Origin of the sequence: Clostridium boliviensis (assembly GCF_033342255.1) — a bacterium.
Lineage (GTDB): Bacteria > Bacillota > Clostridia > Lachnospirales > Lachnospiraceae > Lacrimispora > Lacrimispora boliviensis.
This window is the reverse complement of the sequence record NZ_JAWONS010000329.1, coordinates 38,431-57,879: the sequence shown is the minus strand read 5'-3', so window position 1 is coordinate 57,879 and position 19,449 is coordinate 38,431. Positions and strand designations below refer to the sequence as shown.

Annotated in this window: 22 protein-coding genes and 1 other annotated feature; of the genes, 16 read left to right on the top strand and 6 right to left on the bottom strand. The window is 41.9% G+C overall.

Annotation, left to right across the window (positions count from 1 at the left end):
- Positions 1 to 146 precede the first annotated feature (146 nt).
- A complete protein-coding gene (locus tag RZO55_RS24080; RefSeq protein ID WP_318066791.1) occupies positions 147 to 848 on the top strand; it encodes a hypothetical protein in 702 nt (233 codons plus the stop codon).
- Between the two features lie 339 nt (positions 849 to 1,187).
- Positions 1,188 to 1,739 carry a hypothetical protein gene (locus tag RZO55_RS24075; RefSeq protein ID WP_318066790.1) on the top strand — a complete coding sequence of 184 codons (552 nt, stop codon included), beginning with the start codon at positions 1,188 to 1,190 and terminating at the stop codon, positions 1,737 to 1,739.
- Positions 1,740 to 1,858: 119 nt separating this feature from the next.
- Here RZO55_RS24075 and RZO55_RS24070 read toward each other — a convergent pair whose 3' ends face one another.
- Positions 1,859 to 2,353: a MarR family winged helix-turn-helix transcriptional regulator gene (locus RZO55_RS24070; RefSeq protein ID WP_318066789.1), complete on the bottom strand. Its 495-nt coding sequence runs from the start codon at positions 2,351 to 2,353 to the stop codon at positions 1,859 to 1,861.
- Positions 2,354 to 2,479: 126 nt separating this feature from the next.
- Here RZO55_RS24070 and RZO55_RS25990 point away from each other — a divergent pair, with 126 nt between their 5' ends.
- The 7 genes from RZO55_RS25990 (at position 2,480) to RZO55_RS24045 (ending at position 7,307) form a co-directional block, all read left to right on the top strand.
- The gene (locus tag RZO55_RS25990; RefSeq protein ID WP_369293262.1) at positions 2,480 to 2,689 is read left to right on the top strand and encodes an ATP-binding cassette domain-containing protein; all 210 of its coding nucleotides are present in this window, start codon (positions 2,480 to 2,482) and stop codon (positions 2,687 to 2,689) included.
- Positions 2,659 to 2,868, top strand: coding sequence for an ATP-binding cassette domain-containing protein (locus RZO55_RS25820; RefSeq protein WP_336624368.1), 210 nt, complete (start codon positions 2,659 to 2,661; stop codon positions 2,866 to 2,868). Before RZO55_RS25990 ends, RZO55_RS25820 begins: the two co-directional genes overlap by 31 nt.
- Positions 2,869 to 2,885: 17 nt before the next feature.
- Positions 2,886 to 3,044: an oligopeptide/dipeptide ABC transporter ATP-binding protein gene (locus RZO55_RS25985; protein ID WP_369293255.1), complete on the top strand. Its 159-nt coding sequence runs from the start codon at positions 2,886 to 2,888 to the stop codon at positions 3,042 to 3,044.
- Positions 3,041 to 3,844 carry a metallophosphoesterase gene (locus RZO55_RS24060; RefSeq protein WP_318066787.1) on the top strand — a complete coding sequence of 268 codons (804 nt, stop codon included), beginning with the start codon at positions 3,041 to 3,043 and terminating at the stop codon, positions 3,842 to 3,844. Before RZO55_RS25985 ends, RZO55_RS24060 begins: the two co-directional genes overlap by 4 nt.
- 123 nt (positions 3,845 to 3,967) lie before the next feature.
- On the top strand, positions 3,968 to 4,813 hold the full coding sequence (locus RZO55_RS24055) for an EamA family transporter (RefSeq protein WP_318066786.1): 846 nt from the start codon (positions 3,968 to 3,970) through the stop codon (positions 4,811 to 4,813).
- A gap of 119 nt (positions 4,814 to 4,932) precedes the next feature.
- Positions 4,933 to 5,556: a gluconate 2-dehydrogenase subunit 3 family protein gene (locus tag RZO55_RS24050; RefSeq protein ID WP_318066785.1), complete on the top strand. Its 624-nt coding sequence runs from the start codon at positions 4,933 to 4,935 to the stop codon at positions 5,554 to 5,556.
- A 26-nt stretch (positions 5,557 to 5,582) separates the two neighbouring features.
- The gene (locus RZO55_RS24045; RefSeq protein ID WP_318066784.1) at positions 5,583 to 7,307 is read left to right on the top strand and encodes a GMC family oxidoreductase N-terminal domain-containing protein; all 1,725 of its coding nucleotides are present in this window, start codon (positions 5,583 to 5,585) and stop codon (positions 7,305 to 7,307) included.
- Between the two features lie 68 nt (positions 7,308 to 7,375).
- On the opposite strand, the gene RZO55_RS24040 is transcribed toward RZO55_RS24045, so the two are convergent.
- Positions 7,376 to 8,269 carry a DUF2935 domain-containing protein gene (locus RZO55_RS24040; RefSeq protein WP_318066783.1) on the bottom strand — a complete coding sequence of 298 codons (894 nt, stop codon included), beginning with the start codon at positions 8,267 to 8,269 and terminating at the stop codon, positions 7,376 to 7,378.
- A 143-nt stretch (positions 8,270 to 8,412) separates the two neighbouring features.
- Here RZO55_RS24040 and RZO55_RS24035 point away from each other — a divergent pair, with 143 nt between their 5' ends.
- Genes RZO55_RS24035 through RZO55_RS24015 form a run of 5 tightly spaced genes read left to right on the top strand, consistent with a single transcriptional unit; the run spans position 8,413 to position 13,019 of the window.
- Positions 8,413 to 9,045 carry an NUDIX hydrolase gene (locus RZO55_RS24035; RefSeq protein ID WP_318066782.1) on the top strand — a complete coding sequence of 211 codons (633 nt, stop codon included), beginning with the start codon at positions 8,413 to 8,415 and terminating at the stop codon, positions 9,043 to 9,045.
- Positions 9,046 to 9,050: 5 nt separating this feature from the next.
- Positions 9,051 to 10,025: a peptide-methionine (R)-S-oxide reductase MsrB gene (msrB, locus tag RZO55_RS24030; RefSeq protein ID WP_318066781.1), complete on the top strand. Its 975-nt coding sequence runs from the start codon at positions 9,051 to 9,053 to the stop codon at positions 10,023 to 10,025.
- Between the two features lie 49 nt (positions 10,026 to 10,074).
- The gene (locus tag RZO55_RS24025) at positions 10,075 to 11,448 is read left to right on the top strand and encodes a PQQ-dependent sugar dehydrogenase (protein ID WP_318066780.1); all 1,374 of its coding nucleotides are present in this window, start codon (positions 10,075 to 10,077) and stop codon (positions 11,446 to 11,448) included.
- Positions 11,449 to 11,472: 24 nt separating this feature from the next.
- Complete coding sequence (locus tag RZO55_RS24020; protein ID WP_318066779.1) at positions 11,473 to 12,027, top strand: beta-class carbonic anhydrase; 555 nt, start codon at positions 11,473 to 11,475, stop codon at positions 12,025 to 12,027.
- On the top strand, positions 12,024 to 13,019 hold the full coding sequence (locus RZO55_RS24015; protein WP_318066778.1) for a Gfo/Idh/MocA family protein: 996 nt from the start codon (positions 12,024 to 12,026) through the stop codon (positions 13,017 to 13,019). Before RZO55_RS24020 ends, RZO55_RS24015 begins: the two co-directional genes overlap by 4 nt.
- 73 nt (positions 13,020 to 13,092) lie before the next feature.
- Here the strand turns inward: RZO55_RS24015 and RZO55_RS24010 are convergent, their stop codons facing one another.
- Positions 13,093 to 14,325, bottom strand: a complete 1,233-nt coding sequence (locus RZO55_RS24010; protein ID WP_318066777.1) for an L-lactate MFS transporter — start codon at positions 14,323 to 14,325, stop codon at positions 13,093 to 13,095.
- A gap of 169 nt (positions 14,326 to 14,494) precedes the next feature.
- Between RZO55_RS24010 and RZO55_RS24005 the strand changes: the two genes are divergently transcribed.
- Both RZO55_RS24005 and RZO55_RS24000 read left to right on the top strand, forming a co-directional pair.
- Positions 14,495 to 15,043, top strand: coding sequence for a PadR family transcriptional regulator (locus RZO55_RS24005; RefSeq protein ID WP_318066776.1), 549 nt, complete (start codon positions 14,495 to 14,497; stop codon positions 15,041 to 15,043).
- Positions 15,044 to 15,093: 50 nt separating this feature from the next.
- Positions 15,094 to 15,329: a binding site (T-box leader), on the top strand.
- A 55-nt stretch (positions 15,330 to 15,384) separates the two neighbouring features.
- Positions 15,385 to 16,602 (top strand): pyridoxal phosphate-dependent aminotransferase, encoded by a 1,218-nt coding sequence (locus RZO55_RS24000; protein ID WP_318066775.1) that lies wholly within the window; start codon positions 15,385 to 15,387, stop codon positions 16,600 to 16,602.
- A gap of 49 nt (positions 16,603 to 16,651) precedes the next feature.
- Here the strand turns inward: RZO55_RS24000 and RZO55_RS23995 are convergent, their stop codons facing one another.
- Genes RZO55_RS23995 through RZO55_RS23985 form a run of 3 tightly spaced genes read right to left on the bottom strand, consistent with a single transcriptional unit; the run spans position 16,652 to position 19,449 of the window.
- Positions 16,652 to 17,623: a hypothetical protein gene (locus RZO55_RS23995; RefSeq protein WP_318066774.1), complete on the bottom strand. Its 972-nt coding sequence runs from the start codon at positions 17,621 to 17,623 to the stop codon at positions 16,652 to 16,654.
- Positions 17,624 to 17,634: 11 nt separating this feature from the next.
- Positions 17,635 to 19,218 carry an MBOAT family O-acyltransferase gene (locus RZO55_RS23990; RefSeq protein ID WP_318066773.1) on the bottom strand — a complete coding sequence of 528 codons (1,584 nt, stop codon included), beginning with the start codon at positions 19,216 to 19,218 and terminating at the stop codon, positions 17,635 to 17,637.
- Between the two features lie 3 nt (positions 19,219 to 19,221).
- Entirely contained in the window at positions 19,222 to 19,449 is a 228-nt protein-coding gene (locus RZO55_RS23985) for a phosphopantetheine-binding protein (RefSeq protein ID WP_318066772.1), read from the bottom strand.

Below are 19,449 nucleotides of genomic sequence, written 5' to 3'. Positions count from 1 at the left end.
TAACTAAAATTATCTGAGAGGAGTTGAGTCCATTGGTATAACTAGGTTTTGATTAACTAGCAATTGAAAGTATGGGTATACATATGCTTTATATACCTGGTATTATAACAAATCATCTTAACCAATTTAGAACGAGGAGGTACTTTATGAAGATTAGTAAAATAATTGCTGTTTTAACTTTGAGTGTTTGTATGATTGGAAATTTAACGATTAGTGCTTTCGCTGCGGAAGCGGCTCCGGAACAAACTACACAAATTAATGAAAATTCTAACTTAACAGAAAAGTTCTATAATGCTCCCAATGATACAATTGTTTGTTACATGGAAGGGGTTCCAATAAGAAAGGATCAAGTAAATGAAAATGGTCTTGTCGATGCATCTGCATTTTACGCTAGAACGACAAGGGGGGCGGGAGTACCTTCATCTAATTATGTAACCATCCCATCAGGATATAATGAGGCAATTGTAAAAACATATCTATCTGCTCCACGCTACGGACAGACAAATACGATCTATTATCTGAAGCATCTGCACGGAGCTCAATTAGCTTCATCGATAGAAACGGGCGATGCACAAGCATTGACTGGTTTGATTTTATGTTTTGTTCCAAATGCACAAGTACCAGGATTTATGATAAGTTTGGATTCGGCGTATAAAGCGGGTGTTGCTTCAAATATAAGAAAACGGACGAATCAGGGAAATGCAGTGCGGGTGAATGTAGCATCATCGACATACGGAGTTTTTTACGGAGTTTTTGATTGGTCTGGACGTGTTATTGAAACTAGTAAAAACTATACAGCTGGTACCAAAGAAACTGTGAAGTCAATAGTATATGCAAATGGAAAATAATTGGATTATATTCTATTTATTCGGCAGAGTACCAACAGTTCTCTGCCGAATAGTAGTTGGAGATAATATTAAAATTATGTCAATTATCATTGGAAGTTAATGTAGCGTAAATAAATCTTTGTGTTATAATTTAATAGAAAATATATGGAAATGAAATATTGAAAATCTAATTATAGAATTAAAGAACGTGATTTAATACCGAAGGTAAAATGAGACCGTTGGGGCATAAGTTCCGTAATCTGTGAAAGGTGTGTGTGTTTTATGTTGGGTAATCATATTTGGATTATACATTTATATTCATGTTTAGGAGTCTGCGATTTAGAAATATTGTATGAAAAAATGAGCCGATTAGGTTTAATATTATGTAGAAGTAATTCCTGGGCTGATTGTTATAAAGTAGAAAAGCCAATTGCCGTGAATTATAAGGTGATTCCAAGAATTAGAAATTGCAATTTTTCTATAGATTATGATAAATGGAAGTTAATTGCAAAAAATAATAAGCATTATATTTTTTCATCTAATAAAAAAGATGAATTTACTGATGTTGAAATAGATGAAAGTTATGATTATATACCTGTATCTAATGCTGCTTTTTTATTTGCTTTTCCAATTTGTTTTCTATATTTTTTTGAACGATTTAATGTATTTAAAAATGGAATTAATCTTGGCTGGTTAAATTTAATGTTTGTTGGATCGGCTGCTATTATATATATAGGTTATATAGGAGCATTTATTAGTGAACTGGTTCAGAAAAGAAAATTCTTAAGGGATATAAAAAGTATAGAGCATAAACATAGTCATTTCTGGTTTTGCTTTGTTCTTTCTTGTATTATAAACATATTGCAAGTCGTGCTATTGTGTATAGTAATTTATAAAATATTAGAATTATAGATTGATACATTTGGCTAAACCCTAATGTATAATCTGCAACAAAAACACCTCGGATGCATAAAGTAAGGTATGATGCCCCCCATATGCACAAGAGCTGTCATAAGCTGACACTGCCGGTCTTACTGATTTTCCAGAGAATAAAGAAGTTTTTTCAATAACTGGTCCAACTGGGCCAGTTCTTCTTTTGTCAGTCCTTTCAGTAAGGACTCTTCTGTCCGGGTATGGGATATTACTGCCTGGGAAATCCGTTCATATCCCGCATCTGTCAGCTGGACATAGATGGTCCGCCTGTCTTCGTTGTCATGAACTCTTTTGACTAATCCCTTTTTCTCTAAAGTATCAATCCGGTTTGTTATGGCTCCGGAAGTGATCATAAGTGACTGATACAAATCCGTAGGTTTTAATTTGAATTCCTGACCGGAACGCCGCAGAGTTGCCAATACGTCAAATTCACCGCTGTTTAACTGGTACAAGGAAAAATTATCTGCCAATCTCCTTTCTGAATGTTTGACAGTTCTCTTAATTCTTCCCCAGACGGCCATTGGAGACGCATCAAGCTCCGGTAGTTCGTTGGCCCATTGCTCAATAATGTTATCAATATCATCTTTTTTCATGTTTTTAGTGTAACACCTGGAAATAAAAAGCACAAGAAAAATTCAAAGTGAAGTTTCTTAATGTTAAATTTCTTTGCGTTAAAATTGTAAAATTATTTATACAGATAATTTACAGAAGTCTGCTAACTGGATTTTTGCATTTACCCGGGGGAAGTGTTTGGTCTTGTAGGTGAAAGCGGTTGCGGGAAATCCACTTTGGGGAAGATGCTTGCAAATGTAATTACACCTACTAAAGGAGAAATTATATACTCGGGAAATCCAATAACACAGAAGAATCGGGAGTTTAAAAGAAAGATTCAGATGGTATTCCAGGACCCCTATTCGAGGAGCCGTTAAAACTTCATACCGCTCTCTCTTTTCAGGAAAGACGAATAAAAGTGAGGGAAATGTTAGAATTAACAGGGCTTGATTTTGCTTATGAAAGAGCATATCCCAATGAATTAAGCGGTGGGCAGAGGCAGCATGTCAGCATAGCAGCAGCTCTTATGCTGGACCCGGAGAGCGCATCCTTTTAAATGGGGATATCCCCAATATGGCCAATCCCCCCACAGGCTGTCCCTTCCAAACCAGATGCCGGGATGCGGGAGCAGACTGTCAGGAAAGCTGCCCGGATCTGCAGGAAATTGGAGAAGGGCATTTGGTGAGATGCCATTATGCACAAAAGGATAAATATAAGGAGAACGAAAGATGAGAATCGGAGCAATTTCAGATATTCATTTGGATGTAAATATAGATTACCCTATAATAAAGACCATTCAAAATTATACAAAAGCGCAGAATCTTGAGATACTGCTGGTGGCAGGTGATATATCAAATAATTATAAAACGACTCTTTCCTATCTGGAACAATTAGAGGGGGCTGTGGGTATCCCTGTGTATTTCGTTCCCGGGAATCATGATATGTGGGACAGAGAAGGGGAAATAAAGGATGCCAGAAAAATCTATGAGATCTACGCAAAGCAAAGCGGCTGTCTGTGTAATAAGAACGTAGTGTTAAAGAAGGACTGGAGTATAATCGGATCCATCGGCTGGTATGATTACTCGTTTGGTGATCCGGGTTATACCATTGAAGCATTTGAAAAAAGAGAAAAAAATAAGAGAATATGGCAGGATTGTATCATGGTACAATGGCATGAGTCTGACCGGCAGTTTCACAAAAGAATGCGAGATGATCTGGAAGAAAAGCTTCTGGCCTGTGAAGGAAAGAACGTGATTGCACTGACCCATATGATCGGTACAGCAGAATTTAAAGTACCAGATACCAGGCCAGACTGGGATTATTTTAATGCTTTTCTTGGCAGCAGGGAGTATGGGGAACTGTTTGAAAAATATCACGTATCATATCACTTTATGGGACATGTGCATTATAGAAAGCAGCTTATAAAAAATGGTGTAGATTACCGCTGCGTTTGTTTAAATTATCATACTGAATGGCAGAGCAATGACTTGGCAGAGGAAGTTGCGTCTGCCATTCAGATCATTGAAATATAAGAAAGTAAAATATCTTTGCGCTTAAACACTTGACAAAACCCGGAATGCGCTTTATTCTTAAAATATCTTAACGTTAAGATAATAAACGATGAGATAAAAGATCAAGGATAAGAGGATTAAGAGATGAAGCAAATGAAAGATACGTTACTTACTATGCTGACTCCAATACTTTGGGGTTCCACGTACATCATTGCCTCCGTGTTGATTCCCATACAGCGTCCGGTTTTTGTGGCATTTATGAGAGCATTTCCCATAGGACTGCTTTTACTGTTATGGTACAGGAAACTGCCTACAGGAATCTGGATTTTAAAGTCATTCATTCTTGGGAGTCTAAATATAGGAATTTTTTTCTTGTTTTTATTTATTGCTGCGTATCGGCTCCCTGGCGGGATAGCTTCCATCGTCGGAAGTGTACAGCCGATATTTGTTATACTTTTCAGCTGGCTATTATTAAAAGAAAAACCTGCCTTACGGTCCTATGCAGCGATTGCCATGATGATTACAGGGGTGGAACTGCTCCTTGTGAAACCGCAGATGACCATAGATTTGTGGGGTGTGGCAGCTGCATTATGCGGAGCTGTGGTAATGGCTCTTGGCGTAGTACTGACCAAATATTGGGGAAAGCCGGAGGGCGTAAGCCAGATGGAATTTACCTCCTGGCAGCTGTTTTTCGGCAGTCTGATTCTGATTCCGGCGGTGTATCTATTGGAGGGCAGCATTCCCGTTCTCACACCTATGAATTTGGCAGGGCTTGCCTTACTTGGAGTTGTCAATACTGGACTTGCCTATTATCTGTGGTTTCGGGGAATTGAAATCCTGTCACCAGTCCGGGTTTCTCTATTAAGTCCGGTGAATCCATTGACCGCATTTATTCTGGGATATATTGTGCTGGGGCAAAGAATCAGCTTCATTCAGATCGTGGGAGTTTGTGTTATTATTGCCAGTATCTTTGTTTCACAGCGAAAGTGATAATATTAGTGGTGGCTGCGTTACCATGGGCAAAGACAGCTAACAATTTTGTGATACTTTTCCACCTGTTTTCATAGTATTTTATGAACATGCGTTTTCGGAAGAAAGCAGGTGGATGAATGAAAAAAAACATTCAGAATTTAAACAACGGATTTTTAGACAAAACTACAGTCTACGATTACGTGGTCAATACATTCCGGGCATATGCAGATGCAATAGTACCCCAGTCACCCGATCTGGCAGAACAGTATGGAAAGATCCAGTTTTACGGAGCATTGGAGTCCTATACGGCGGAATATTTAATCATGTCCCTGGACAGCTATCCTGCGCCATTTACAATTGCTGCGGCAGAAGTTTTAAACCTGGCTGCAAAACAGTACCTCATGGAGAAGGGGGGAGATTCGGATTTATCAGACGATTCCGGAGGTGTTTATTTTCTTAAATTAACACCGGAAGACAGGTTAAAAACAATAGACCGGCTTACCAGTTCCGATGGCATTATTTATATACCAGCAGGTCTTGCCATGAAACCAGGGGATATCGCTCCGGTACTCCCGGCATTAAGCCGGCTCACAATGATGGGGTATTATTCTGAATGGTCTGGTTACGGGTCCACCAGATTTATGTCTCCGAATTTACGTGTGCTGGAATATATACCGATCAGCTGGAAACAGATTGGATATCCGGGTCCTTCCCTGGGATACCGGATACCAGGAGCCTATGATTTTGCACAGAAACAGTAAGGCTGGGAATCAGGTTGGAGGTGCGTATGGATAACGGATTTGATGCAGATGTAATTGTGATCGGTGCAGGCGGCGGCGGTGCGGTTGCAGCAAAAGAATTGGGAGAAAAGGGTTTAAAAGTGCTGATTTTAGAGGCTGGTCCATGGTATGGAAACAGTAAATGGCCAGAGCCGAATGCCGAAGCAGGATCGGAAAAGAGCTCCAGTAATGATGACCTGGATATAGGGCTGCTTAAAAGGACTTTTACTGATTTAGAAAATGACATGAATGATGTTATAACGGGTAAATTCCGCTGGGGACCGGCAGACCGTAATCTAAGCCCCTGGCAGAGAATCAATGAGAAAGGCGGTTTTGTCTGGCAAAGTGCAGGTGTGGGAGGAACTACACTGTTGTATTTTGCAAACTGTCCCCGCGCCTATCCATCCGCATTTGAAAGCGACTGGCCCATTGACTACGAAGAGATGATACCCTATTATGAAAAAGTTGAGGGAACGCTTCCTGTACGTGAAGCCACTGGAACGTCCAAAGAGGATTTGTTTTTTTATGGTGCCAAACAGATGGGATTTCATTATATCAGTGATGCAAATCTGACAGAGCCCGGTTACCGCCTCCAGCCCAACGGTATTCTTGGCATAAACCCCATGCTTAGTAATCCGAATTTTGATCTGGAGAATAATCAGGCCGTAGGCTGTACCCTTCGAGGACATTGTATAAATGGCTGCAGCATCGGTCCCAATGTGGAAAGTGTAGCAAAGCGGTCCACGCTGGTAAGCTATATTCCGTATGCGCTGGCAACGGGAAATGTTGAGGTTATGCCAAACTCGTTTGTTACAGCCATACATACCGGTGAGAATCAGGAGGGATTGTACGCAGCCAGTGTGACCGTAAGGAATACCTGGACTGGAGAAGTCAGTGAGCGTAAGGCGAAAGTGATTGTTTTATCTGCCGGTGCCATTGAATCCCCCAGACTGTGGTTAAATTCCAATCTTCCTGAAAACAAATGGGTGGGCAGAGGAATGACTACTCATATGATTGACTGTGTATCAGGTATCTTTGAAGAAGAAGATCTGATGAAAGTTCTGGGAATGTCGGATGTAAAGCCCTACGTAGGGCAAAACTCCGCGGCGAGACTGGACTATCCGGGACTTGGGGCATTTGAACCCTTTGGAACAAGCCCTGGCATCTATGCTTCCATGGTATACGGAACAAGCCAGAAGGGGTATTATTTCCAGAACCAGACCAAAGAAGAGGAACCATGGGACAGGGAGGGCATCATTGCAGGACAGCTTTTAAAAGAATTCATGCGCAATTATCAGAGAACTCTCAGCATTGTGGTATTTTCTGATGACGATGTTAACCAGAAAAACGGAGTAACACTTGATCCGGAGCGAATGGACGAGAATGGCTACGTTCCCATTATCAGTTATGAGATCAGTGAGGCTGACAGGGAAAGGAGAGACCAGCTGGTGGGGCTGGCCGCTGAGCTTTTAAAGAAAGCAGGAGCAAAAACAGTCAGCCGGTCCGACTGGCCGCCGGATGTCAGCGTCCATATTATGAGTACCATGAGAATTGGATTTGTTACAGATTCCAATTGTGAGGCATTACAGGTCAAACGTCTCTTTATCGCTGATAACAGTGTTCTGTGCAACGGACTGGGCGGTCCCAATCCCACACTCACCACCCAGGCACTCGCCACCAGAACAGCACAAAAAATTGCGGAGAAATATTTTCCTGCCAATACAGCGTCTTAAAAGAAAAGCACAAAAATGCGTCTTAGATCAGGACGCATTTTTGTGCTTTATTCACGCTTGTTAATTTATCAGCTTCCTTCATACATAAGATATATAAAATGATTTGCCTCTCTTAAAAGATGGTCGGTATAAAGGGAAAGCATAATAGCCTGGATTTTACAGGTAATAAGCCCGCAGGTGGTGTCCGACTTAAAATCGCTGATCGCAATGGCATCAGAAAGAATTTCCCGGTCGGAGGGGAAGGTTTCCGGCTGCGATTCCGCTTTGCTCAGCAGATCAAAGGTATTGGCAAACTGGTTGGCAGCATTGAAATAGGCTGTTTCCGTTGGGTCAAATTCTCCACGCATCACCTTTGCGTGACCGGCCATATTCTGCGACCAGAATGATTTATAATCAGTAATCAGGGCGGTGTCCCTGCTCTGAAGCCGTTTTAGAATTTCAAGATATCGTTTGGCTTCCATGAGAATATGTAAAATATCAGCGGTAAACATCATGGTAAAAAGACCGCAGGATACACGCTTATTTAAAAGATCTGCCTGAAACTGAACGAAAGAAGTGGTCAGATTTAAAAGATTCTGATTCAGCATGAAAACATCCTGTTCCATTTTAGTGGTTGCCGAAAAACCGTCGCTGCAGGGCTTAATGTCATAGGTCATACGGGTTAGCTGGGAATTAACAATTACTCCGGTGCTTTGCTGCGCCAGCCGTTCTGCTTCTTCTGTATATTGGGTATAATACTGGCCGGATTCCAGCACACTTAAAGGGATGGCACCATTTGAAAGTTTAATGGTTACTTCCAGGAGCTTATCATACTGCTGTTTGTAGGTATCTGCCTGGTCTGCATATTCTTTTCCGGGAGGGGGCATGGTAGCCTCAATAAATATAGCGTGCTCCTTTAGAATGCGGATCCAGAAGAGATTATACTGAAGAGAACATTGAACATAGGTTTCTTTCGAGGTCATAGAGGTTTCTCCATCATTATTGAATTACTGCATTTTATGCTTGTCGGAAAAAAACTATTCGATTATTTGGTGTATTGCTTTCTCATATTGTAAGAAGCATGAAAAGATGCTATAATTCTCATAGCATAAAGGAGGTGGCCGTTTTGAATAAGCAGTTATTTTCCCAAAGAAAGCCTGGTATCATTGAGGATGAGAAATACACCAGGTATTCGGTCTTTATTCCTATTCTCACAGTTGACGGAGCAAAGTATCTGTTATTTGAAAAACGCTCCAGCAATTTAAAACATCAGCCAGATGAGATCTGCTTTCCTGGAGGAAAGCTGGAGCAGGGTGAAACACTTTTAGCATGTGCGGTAAGGGAAACTATGGAGGAATTAAGCGTTACTGCCGGTCAGATTGAGGTTCTGGGACCTGGAGACATCTATCTCTCCCCCTTTCGTCTGATTATTCATTCATTTATCGGTGTACTCAAAGATTATCAGGACACTTTCAGTACAGATGAAGTAGGGGAGATCATAAAGGTACCTCTGGATTATTTAAGAAATACAACACCCGAATCATATGAAAGCAGTCTGGTTACAGAGCCGCCCAAAGATTTCCCCTATGAGTGGATTCCCGGAGGCAATCAGTATACCTGGAGGAAAGGAACCCGCGATATTTTATTTTACCGGTATGACACATGGGTGATCTGGGGAATGACAGCAGAGATTTTAAAGTCCTGTCTGGAACTGATGGAGCAGTATCATCTGTTTGATTCTATAAATACAGAAAGGTGATTATTATGAAAAAAGAGATATATTTAGCAGGAGGATGTTTCTGGGGAACAGAAAAATACTTAGAAAATGTTTCTGGCGTTTCAACAACAGAAGTGGGGTATGCCAATGGAACAACAGAAAATCCCACTTATGAAGAGGTCTGCCATAACAATACAGGACATGCGGAGACTGTTAAAGTGGAATATGACGATTCCATTATCGGACTGCCCTATATTCTGGAACTTTATTATGATGTGATTAATCCGGTTAGTATAAACCGCCAGGGCGGAGATACCGGTTCCCAGTACAGAACCGGTATTTATTATACGGATGAAGGGGATAAACCGGTCATTGAGCAGTCGATTGAATCGCTTCAAACGAAGTATAAAGAGAAGATAGCCATTGAACGTCTTCCTCTGATCAACTATTACAAAGCGGAGGAATACCATCAGAAATACCTTGATAAGAATCCGGAAGGGTACTGTCATATATCCGGTGATAAATTCGAAAAGGCAAAGCTTGCAGAGGATAAAAGCAGAAAATTCCCTCCCAAATCCCAGAATGAACTGCGAAACAGTCTGACAGAAACCCAGTTTGAGGTGACACAGAACAGTGCAACAGAACCTGCCTTCCAAAATGAATATTATGATGAATTCAGGGAAGGAATCTATGTTGATGTGACGACAGGGGAGCCTCTTTTCCTATCCTGCGATAAATTTGAATCAGGCTGCGGCTGGCCGAGCTTTTCAAGACCTCTGACTCAGGACCTGATCAGGGAACTGGATGACAGAAGCTTTGGAAGACAGCGCACAGAGGTTCGCAGCAGCCTGGGAGATGCTCATCTGGGGCATGTTTTTACAGATGGTCCCGAAGAACTGGGGGGTCTGCGTTACTGCATCAACAGTGCAGCTTTAAGATTTATTGCGAAAGATCAGATGAAAGCAGAGGGATATGAAGCGTATCTGCCGTTATTAAACATGGATACAGCCAAACAAGATTGATATTTTCTGGTATTATGAATATAATAGTAAAAAATATCAGGTGAAGTGAATGTTTCGAGAAAATAATGGAAGAAGGATTCACTCTTGCAATGACAGCGATTCTGCTTCCCCGCGTTATCTGAATCCTGCAGATATTTACGTAGTAAAAGGGTATGGGATCGAAGTGTTTTCAGAGGGTCTCAATGCACCGGCAGGTATTGTTTTTGATGAGGAAGGGAACCTTTTTATTGCTGATTCCGGTCTTGCTACCGGTAATCCCCAGATACTGAAAGTAGTGAACGGTGAACTGGAATTAATCGCCGAAGATTTCGTGATACCCATTTCCGGCATTAATTATTTAAATGGGGTTCTGTATGTATCACACAGAGGCTTTGTGACCAGAATATTCAAGGATGGTACAAGGCAGAACATTATTATGGGGCTGCCAAGCAATGGTGATCATTACAATGGTCCGGTTGCATTTTCTCCGGACTATAAGATCTATTTCGGACAGGGCACCGTTACCAACAGCGGTGTAGTTGGCAATGACAACGAATGGGTTACGATTTCTCCTTTGCTGTGTGATTATACCGGAGATTATGTCATTTTAAACGGTCAGAATTTTGTAACCGATAATATTCTGACAGAAGCAGTGACGGCTGATTCAGCAGTTACCGGTGCTTTTTCTCCCTATGGGATTCCAAACATCGAGTTTGAAATGAGAAAGAAATATATTAAGGCATCAGGCAGTATCTTAAGAGCAAACTTAGACGGTTCCAATATAGAGCAGGTTGCCTGGGGATTTCGTAATCCCCTTTTCCTAAAGTTCAATAACAGCGGCCAGTTATATGCTGTAAATAACGGATTTAATCCGGTAGGCAGCAGGCCCATTGAGAATGCAACTGATGATTTTTATTATATCACGCCCGATCTGTGGTATGGCTGGCCGGATTATTCCGGAGGAGAACCAGTTGATTCCCCCCGATTTACGCCGTCAGGAGGCTATCAGCCTACGCTTATCTTAAAAAATCAACCTAACATTCCGCCCAGGCCTTATGTCACTTTTCAGCCCAATTCAACGCTGATGAGCTTTGACTTTAACTATGATCAGAAATTCGGTCCATATGGAGATGTTTATGTTGCAGAGTACGGAAGTACCATACGAACTAGGTTAGGAGACGGTCAGGCCTATGCCGGTGCAGGTCACCGGATTTCCAGAATTGATATGAGGGCAAGGACGATCAGTACTTTTGCCATTAATTTAAGCGGATTTCCTGCTTCCCTCTCAAAGGGAGGCGGACTTGAAAGACCAAGCCATGTACTGTTCGGCCCCGATGGATCTATGTATATCGTTGACATGGGGATAAATATTGAGGAGGATCCCAATCTTTTTATTCCGGGAACGGGTGTGATATGGAGAGTTTATCGTACCAATAATATATGATACATAAAAGGAGAATGGCGGAATATGCTAGAAGAAATACTGGAATTTAACAGAGAATTTGTAAAGAATAAAAGCTATGAAACGTATATCGCAAATAAGTATCCGCAAAAGAAAACCGCAATCGTTTCTTGTATGGATACAAGGCTGACAGAGCTGCTCCCTGCAGCACTTGGATTAAAAAACGGAGATGCAAAAATTATTAAAAATGCGGGAGGGGTGATATCCCACCCATTCGGAAGTGTTATGAGAAGTCTGTTAATCGGAATCTATGAGCTGGATGTCAGAGAGATTTTAGTAATAGGACATACAGATTGCGGAGCCAGGCATACGGACAGCGTTAAAATGATAGAAAAGATGAAGGAACGGGGAATCACGCAGAAAGACATAGATTTAATTAAGTATTATGGGATTGATTTTGAGTCATGGCTGGGCGGATTTGAGGATCTGGAACAGTCCATTAAGAAATCGGTGGAACTGATACGCTGTCATCCATTAGTACCGGAAGAGATCCGTGTTTACGGACTGGTGATAGATTCCGTAACAGGTGAGTTAAGTAAAGCAGGAGAGAACGGGCTATGAAGCTGGGAATCATAGGCACAGGAATCATTGCACAGGAATTTTTATCCATTGCCCATCATCTTGAAAAGACTGAGATGTACGCTCTTTGCAGTACAAAAAGAAGTGAGAAGGAAGCCCGGATGCTCGCGCAGGAATATTCCATTAACCAGGTTTTTACCGATTATGAGGACGTTTTAAGGAGTGAAGCTGATACGGTATATCTTGCCCTGCCAAACCACCTTCATTATTCCTATGCTTATCGGGCGCTTTTGGCAGGAAAGAATGTGATTGTAGAGAAACCATTTACTCCGGCTGTGGAACAGGCCATGGCTTTAAGCAGGACAGCCAGGGAGAAAAAACTGTTTTTGTTTGAAGCAGTAACCACACTTCATCAGCCTGATTACAGGCGTGTAAAGGAATTCCTTCCTGAGCTGGGAACGATCCGGCTTGTGCAGTGCAGCTATTCCCAATACTCCAGAAGGTATGACCGTTTCAAACAGGGGGAAATACTTCCTGCCTTTGACCCTGCATGCGCCGGAGGTGCACTGATGGATATTAATATCTACAATATTCATTATACTGCCGGACTTTTCGGAAAGCCTTCATCCATTCATTATTTCCCCAATATAGAAAGGGGGATTGATACTTCCGGGGTGCTTTTGCTGGATTACGGCAGCTTTCAGTGCACGCTGACCGGAGCAAAAGACTGCAGTGCACCCTGTTCCTGTGCCATTTTGGGGGACAAGGGTTATTTAATTCAGGACAGTCCGGCAAATCTATGCCAGGGAATTCGTATGGTTCTCAATGACGGTACACAAAAGACGGTGAAGAATCATTCATACGGTCATAGAATGATCTGCGAATTTCTGGAGTTTGAAAATATGATTCACAGAGGGGATTTAAACACCTGTTACCAATATCTGGACCACAGCCTGTGCGTATGTGAAATTCAGACAGAAGCCAGGAGAATGGCTGGAATTGTATTTCCCGTTGAGGTGGAACAGGTACATTGACCGAATAATAAAAATGCGTCCTGCCAGGGAAATCACCCCGGTCAGGACGCATTTTATATCGGAACATGATAATTTAGTTCGTTTGTGATTTTTTCATACGTGTAAAGATGAATGTGAGCACAAGTCCAATCAGCGAGATGATTAATGCTGTCAGGAATGCATTTTTATAGCTTCCGGTAGCAGCAAAAATCTTATTTAAAACGATTGGTCCTACTGTACCTGCCAAAGCGAATCCGATAAACATGATTCCGTAATTGACACTGTTGTTTTTCGGTCCGAACTGGTCGGCAGTAAAGCCAGGGAATACTCCCATGAAAGATCCGAAGCAGATACCAATAATTGAGATGGCAATATAAAATAAAACCACATCTCCCTTATTGCAGAAATAAAGCATGATCAGACCGATTATAGACATCATACAGGCAAGAGCCAGGGTGTTGATACGTCCGATTTTGTCGGAGACAGAGCCTGCAAGGATTCTGCCCAGTACATTAAATAAGGCCAGAGTAGAAACAGCAGCAGTAGCAGAAACCACTGACATTCCCACAATATTCTGAGCCAGAGGGGAAGCCATTGGAATAAACATCAGGGCAGCGAATGCTCCGCAGGTGAGCAGTACAATCATGATGTAGAAAACAGGCATTTGCAGCATCTCTTTCCAGTTTTTATTAATGGCTGCCTGTTTACTGGTTGAAGGCGGTGTATAACCTTCAGGAACGAAATTAGCAGGGCATTTCTCCATAAACATCGCACTGAGACAGATAACAACTGTGAAAACAGCACCAATTATTTTAAATGCAGAAGTAACTCCTGTTGTTGATATAATCATGGCTGCGATGGGTGGAATAATGACGGAACTTATTCCAAATGTTGCTGTGGTAAGTCCGCCCACAAGACCTCTCTTGTCAGGGAAGAACTTGATGGATGTACTGATTGTCGCACCATATACCATTCCAAGACCTAATCCCAGTAAAAGGCTGTAAGTTCCGATTAAAAAGTTTACGCTAGTGGCATAACCTGACAGGAACATACCGCCGCCGAACATGATTCCTCCAATTAAGACCACTAATTTTGGCCCCAGAGTATCGTTAATGGTACCTCCGGTGATCATGGTAATTGGACCGACTGCGTTGGCAATTACAAATACAATGGATAAATCTCTGGCTGTCAGTGTAATTCCTGTTAACTGACTTAAATGTTCAGCCATTGGCACTGAAAGAACACTCCATGCATACAAAGAACCGATGCACAGGTTGATGAAGCAGCTGGCGGTCAGGATCAGCCATCTTTTTTTGTTGTAGTTCATGTTACCCCTCCTAATTGTGATTATTATAACAATGTTTATACCATGATCGACAAAACATGTCAATATAAACATGTATAATTTTACGTTTTTGTTTTATACTGTTATATTGACATATTTTCCATATTTGCTATAGTTATAACTAGAATTTAAAAAAAATGGGGAAAATGAAATGAGAAGTTTAAAATATGCCATATTAGGGCTATTATGCCGTCACCCTATGACCGGCTATGAAATTGCCAAAGAATTTAATTATGAATTGGCAGAATTCTGGTATGCCAATCATAGCCAGATTTATCCGGAACTGAAAAAATTAAATGAAGAAGGACTTGTCAATTACGATATTGAAATCAGCGGAGAGATTCTGGAAGCAAAACGTTATACCATTACTGAGGATGGATATAGGGATTTTATAAAATGGCTTCATAAGGATGAAAAGATTCAAAAGACGCCCAAAGATATATTCCGACTCCGGATGTATTTTTCAGGCAATCTTGATGTGAAAACAAGAATTTATCTTTTGGAGAATCAGCGGCTGCAGCATTACAGCCGGCTGAATACATTAAAAAAGAGATTTGAACAGTATCCCCAGGTTCCCCCCCATGACTCAGACAGATTCGGGGATTTTCTTGTGCTTCGCGGTGCTATTATGCGGCAGGAGAATATCATAGCCTGGATTGATGAGTGCATCGGATTTTGCAAAGAAGATACAGTGAGATGAGAAATTCTATTGACAATTCCATTTTGCTGTGTTATTATTTCGAAAATAGTGAAAAGGCAATGAAGAGGAATAGTACATATACGGAGAATTTCAGAGAGAAGGTGGCTGGTGTGAACCTTTATTGAAGTATATGGAAGCAGTCTCGGAGCTTTGAACCCAACGGGAAGTTTCCCAAGTAGGCTTCAACGGATTCCCACGTTACAGGGACGCGGTATGTCAGTACTGTATGGAGTGCAGAGATTTCTCTGAATTTAGGTGGTAACACGGATGTATATTCGCCCTAAGCGTATCAACGCTTGGGGCCTTTTTTTATGCTAAATTAAGGAAAGAGGGAAAGTATTATGAGAAAATTTGAAAAATCGAAGAAGCTGGATTATGTATGCTATGACATCAGAGGACCGGTGATGGATGAGGCCAACCGAATGTCCGCACAGGGGATTGATATTTTAAAGCTGAACATCGGCAACCCGGCTCCCTTTGGATTTCGGGCGCCGGATAAGCTTTTAAAAAAGATGAATGATAATTTAATCAATACAGAAGGCTATTCTGATTCCAAGGGACTGTTTTCCGCAAGAGAAGCCATCGTAACGTATTGCCGGAAAAAAGGAATTCATGAAGTGGGAATTGATGACGTATATACTGGAAACGGAGTCAGTGAACTAATAACCATGTCCATGCAGGGGCTTTTGGATTCTGGAGATGAGATCCTGGTTCCATCTCCAGATTATCCTTTATGGACCGCTTCTGTGACACTGGCAGGAGGAAAGGCAGTTCATTACATCTGTGATGAATCTGCAGACTGGTATCCGGACATCAATGATATTAAAAGTAAAATCACAGACCGGACCAAGGGGATTGTGGTGATTAATCCCAATAATCCTACTGGTACACTTTATTCCAAAGAACTTTTAGAGGAAATTGTGAAGGTGTGCCGCGAAAATGGCCTGATCATTTTTGCAGATGAAATCTATGACAGACTGGTGCTCGATGGACTGACCCATACCTCCATTGCCTCCCTGGCTCCGGATCTTTTGACTATCACATTTAACGGACTGTCAAAATCCCATTTAATTGCTGGATACCGCTGCGGCTGGATGAGTCTCTGCGGAGACAAATCCTTTGCAAAGGGATATGTGGAAGGCATTAATCTACTGTCCTCCATGAGGCTGTGCTCTAACGTTCCGGCCCAGTCTGTAATCGGAACGGCTCTAGAGATGGAAGAGGAGACGAAGAAACTTCTGGCACCAGGCGGACGAATTTATGAACAGAGGGAATATATCTATCAGGCACTCAACCAGATTCCGGGAATAACTGCAACAAAACCGAAAGCTGCATTTTACGTATTTCCGAAAATTGATACGAAACGATTCGGAATCAAAGATGACGAAAAATTCGTGCTGGATTTTTTGAAGGACCAGAAGATCCTGCTGACACATGGCGGCGGCTTCCACTGGGAAAAACCGGATCATTTCCGCGTTGTTTACCTGCCTAAGATGGATCAGCTCAAATCTGCCTGTGAGCGTCTGACACATTTCCTATCTTATTACAGACAGGAATGATAAAATAAGAAAAAGCATACCCTGCGGTCTTAAACTGCAGGGCATGCTCTTACTCTTTGTTATTACTGCCATCTGCCAGATACTGCTTCAGTTCCAGGTTCCACGCAGCATAGGAAGAATCCTGCCGGTGGTCGGTAAGCAGGTTTTGTCCGGATAAATAATTTCCCAGATAAGCAGATACTTTTTTTGCTCCGTAATAGTTAATATGATCTCCGCTGTCTCTGGAATCCTGATTCCAGTCAATGGATAAACGGTCTAAGGAAAGGTTAAGATCTACATAATCAAGACCATTTTTATCTGCGAATTGTTTCATTGCATTGTGTTTGGCATAGGACCAGCATTTGGGAGAAGGAGAACTGTACAAGATCAGCCGTATCCCTTTCTCATTACATAAGTCCATGATTTTTTTTAAGTAGAAACCGGGCTGATCCCCGATCTGATGTACCTTGTCGGTCTCTGTTGTATAGGGACCGCCAGTATAAGGTCTGGTAATTGTATTGCGCTGATAGCCCTTGTATACAGAGGATGGTTTTTTAGTTGCTTTTGTACTGATATTTTTCAGCATATATAAATGAAAATATTTCCAGTTATTGTGGTATTGATAGATGGGAAACAGCTTCTTTGTTTTCTCATCAACTCTTGTTTCCAGAGCATTGATGTATTTGAAATCCCGGAAACTGGCGTTGGTTTCCAAAAGCACCACTTTAGGAGACTGCTTATTTAATATCCGCTTTAACAGATAGTAGGTATCCTGGAGCCTCTGACCTGGTACGCCGCAGTTGTATCCCGCGTAGCCATAGGAATTCCAGATTTCCATGGGTGAGATGCTGGTGCTGCATTCACTGTCTCCGATAGCCAGATAATCAATGGTATTTACCGGTTCTTTCGATATACCGCCGGCTTTTTTGTAAAGTCCTCCTGCTCCGGTATTCACCGGCATAAACAATAAGGACATGATATATAAAAGGATGATGAGTCCAATGATAAATGATATGGTTTTTATTTTGTTTCCTTCCTGCATTCAGTCACCTCTTAAAATCCGGCATAAATCAGTTTTGCCGGTAAATATCCGTTGCCGTATGCACCGAGGACGATTACGAGCAGAATTGCTCCATAGTAGAGACTCCAACGAAGCGGCAGCCGGCAGGCTGATATATGATTTCTTATGGAAATTCCCCGTTCATGAATCACACCAACGAAGAGAACTGCCAGAAAGCCCAACAATACAGCTGCATAATCAGGCAAAGTCAGTCCCAGCTTCAAAAGAGAACCGTCGGTCAGTGAAGAAAGATGAAAATCAGTGAAGATGGAACGGAACATGAAAATACCTGCCCTTAAAGTTTCCGCCCGGAAAAACAGTTCTCCTGTAAAGACAATGATGAGAAGCTTTACGGACTGGAAGCTCTGATATAACAGACTGCTTCGGTTGATCTTTAATGCTGTGGCGGCCTTTATCACATAAGGCTCCGTGAGATTTCCCAGAATAATCAGGACAAAGTAATACATTCCGAAAAAGAGATAATGCCAGCCGGTGCCATGCCAGAAGCCATTGCAGATCCACACTCCCAAAAGTGCAGGAGCAGAGGCTGCCACCTGACCGAAGTGCTTACCAAACTTCGCCCTGGATTTTTTTCCGAATTTCTTTACCGGTGCAGTTAAGGAAATAGGGTAAAAGATGTAGTCCTTCAGCCATGTGCCAAGGGTAATATGCCAGCGTCTCCAGAATTCCGAAGCGCTTTTGGAGAAGAATGGCTGACGGAAGTTTTCCGGAATGGATATTCCAAAGATTTCACCGGTACCGATGGTCATATCTATGCAGCCGGAAAAATCAGCGTAAAGCTGAAATGTATAAAGAATGGCACCTGTTATTACCACAATGCCTCCGTATTGTTTATATGATCCAAAAATGGTTTCAACAAGCAGATTCAGCCGGTCTGCAATAACAAGTTTCTTAAAAAGTCCCCACAGGATTCTCTGAAACCCATAGGTTACATTTTTATAGTCCAGAGGTTTCCCTTCTGTAAGGGCCTTAGCTGTCTGGGAATATCGGCATATGGGACCTTCCATCAGTATTGGAAAGAAGGACAAATAAAGAGCCAGCCTGCCCAGATGGTCATCGGCAGGAATTTTTTCATAATAAACATCTGCCAGATAGGAGACGGCCTGCAGCGTATAAAAAGAAATCCCAATGGGGAGGGCAAATTTCATTACAGGCAGAAGCGCTGGATAAGAGACTGCCTTTAATAAATGATTGAAGTTATCACTGAAAAATCCGGAATATTTTAGAACGACCAGCATGCCAAGCTGGATTCCAATACCAAACCAGAGGATTCTCCGCCTTTTTCCGGCGCAGGCTGCTTTTAATGCTTTTTTCTCTTCCGGGGATCTGCCCGTTAAATCCAGCTCCTTTTTACAGGAGGAGAGCCACAGTCCGATATGGTGGACGGACAGGGTGGATATCAGGAGGTACACAATAAGCGTACCGCTTAAGGAGAGAAAAAAAAGCCAGCTGGCTCCCAGTAAAACTAAATACCTGTGGCGTGCCGGTGCCAGCTGGTAGATAAGTATGACACCGGGAAGAAAGATGAAAAGGTAAAGGATAGAAGTATAGGTCATGGCTTATTCCTCTTTCAGACGATTAATCATGCTCCACATTGCATTTGCTGAATTAAAGTTGGACGGAACCATGTCTGCAGGAGTAATGGTAATGCCAAAAGCATCCTCCAGCTCGGGTATCAGTGAGAGAATGGAAAAGGAGTCAAGGAGTGCTTCATCAATCAGTCCTGTCTCCGTCTCATAATCAATCCCCGGGTTAATTTCATTTAAAATCTCTAATAGTTCTTTCAT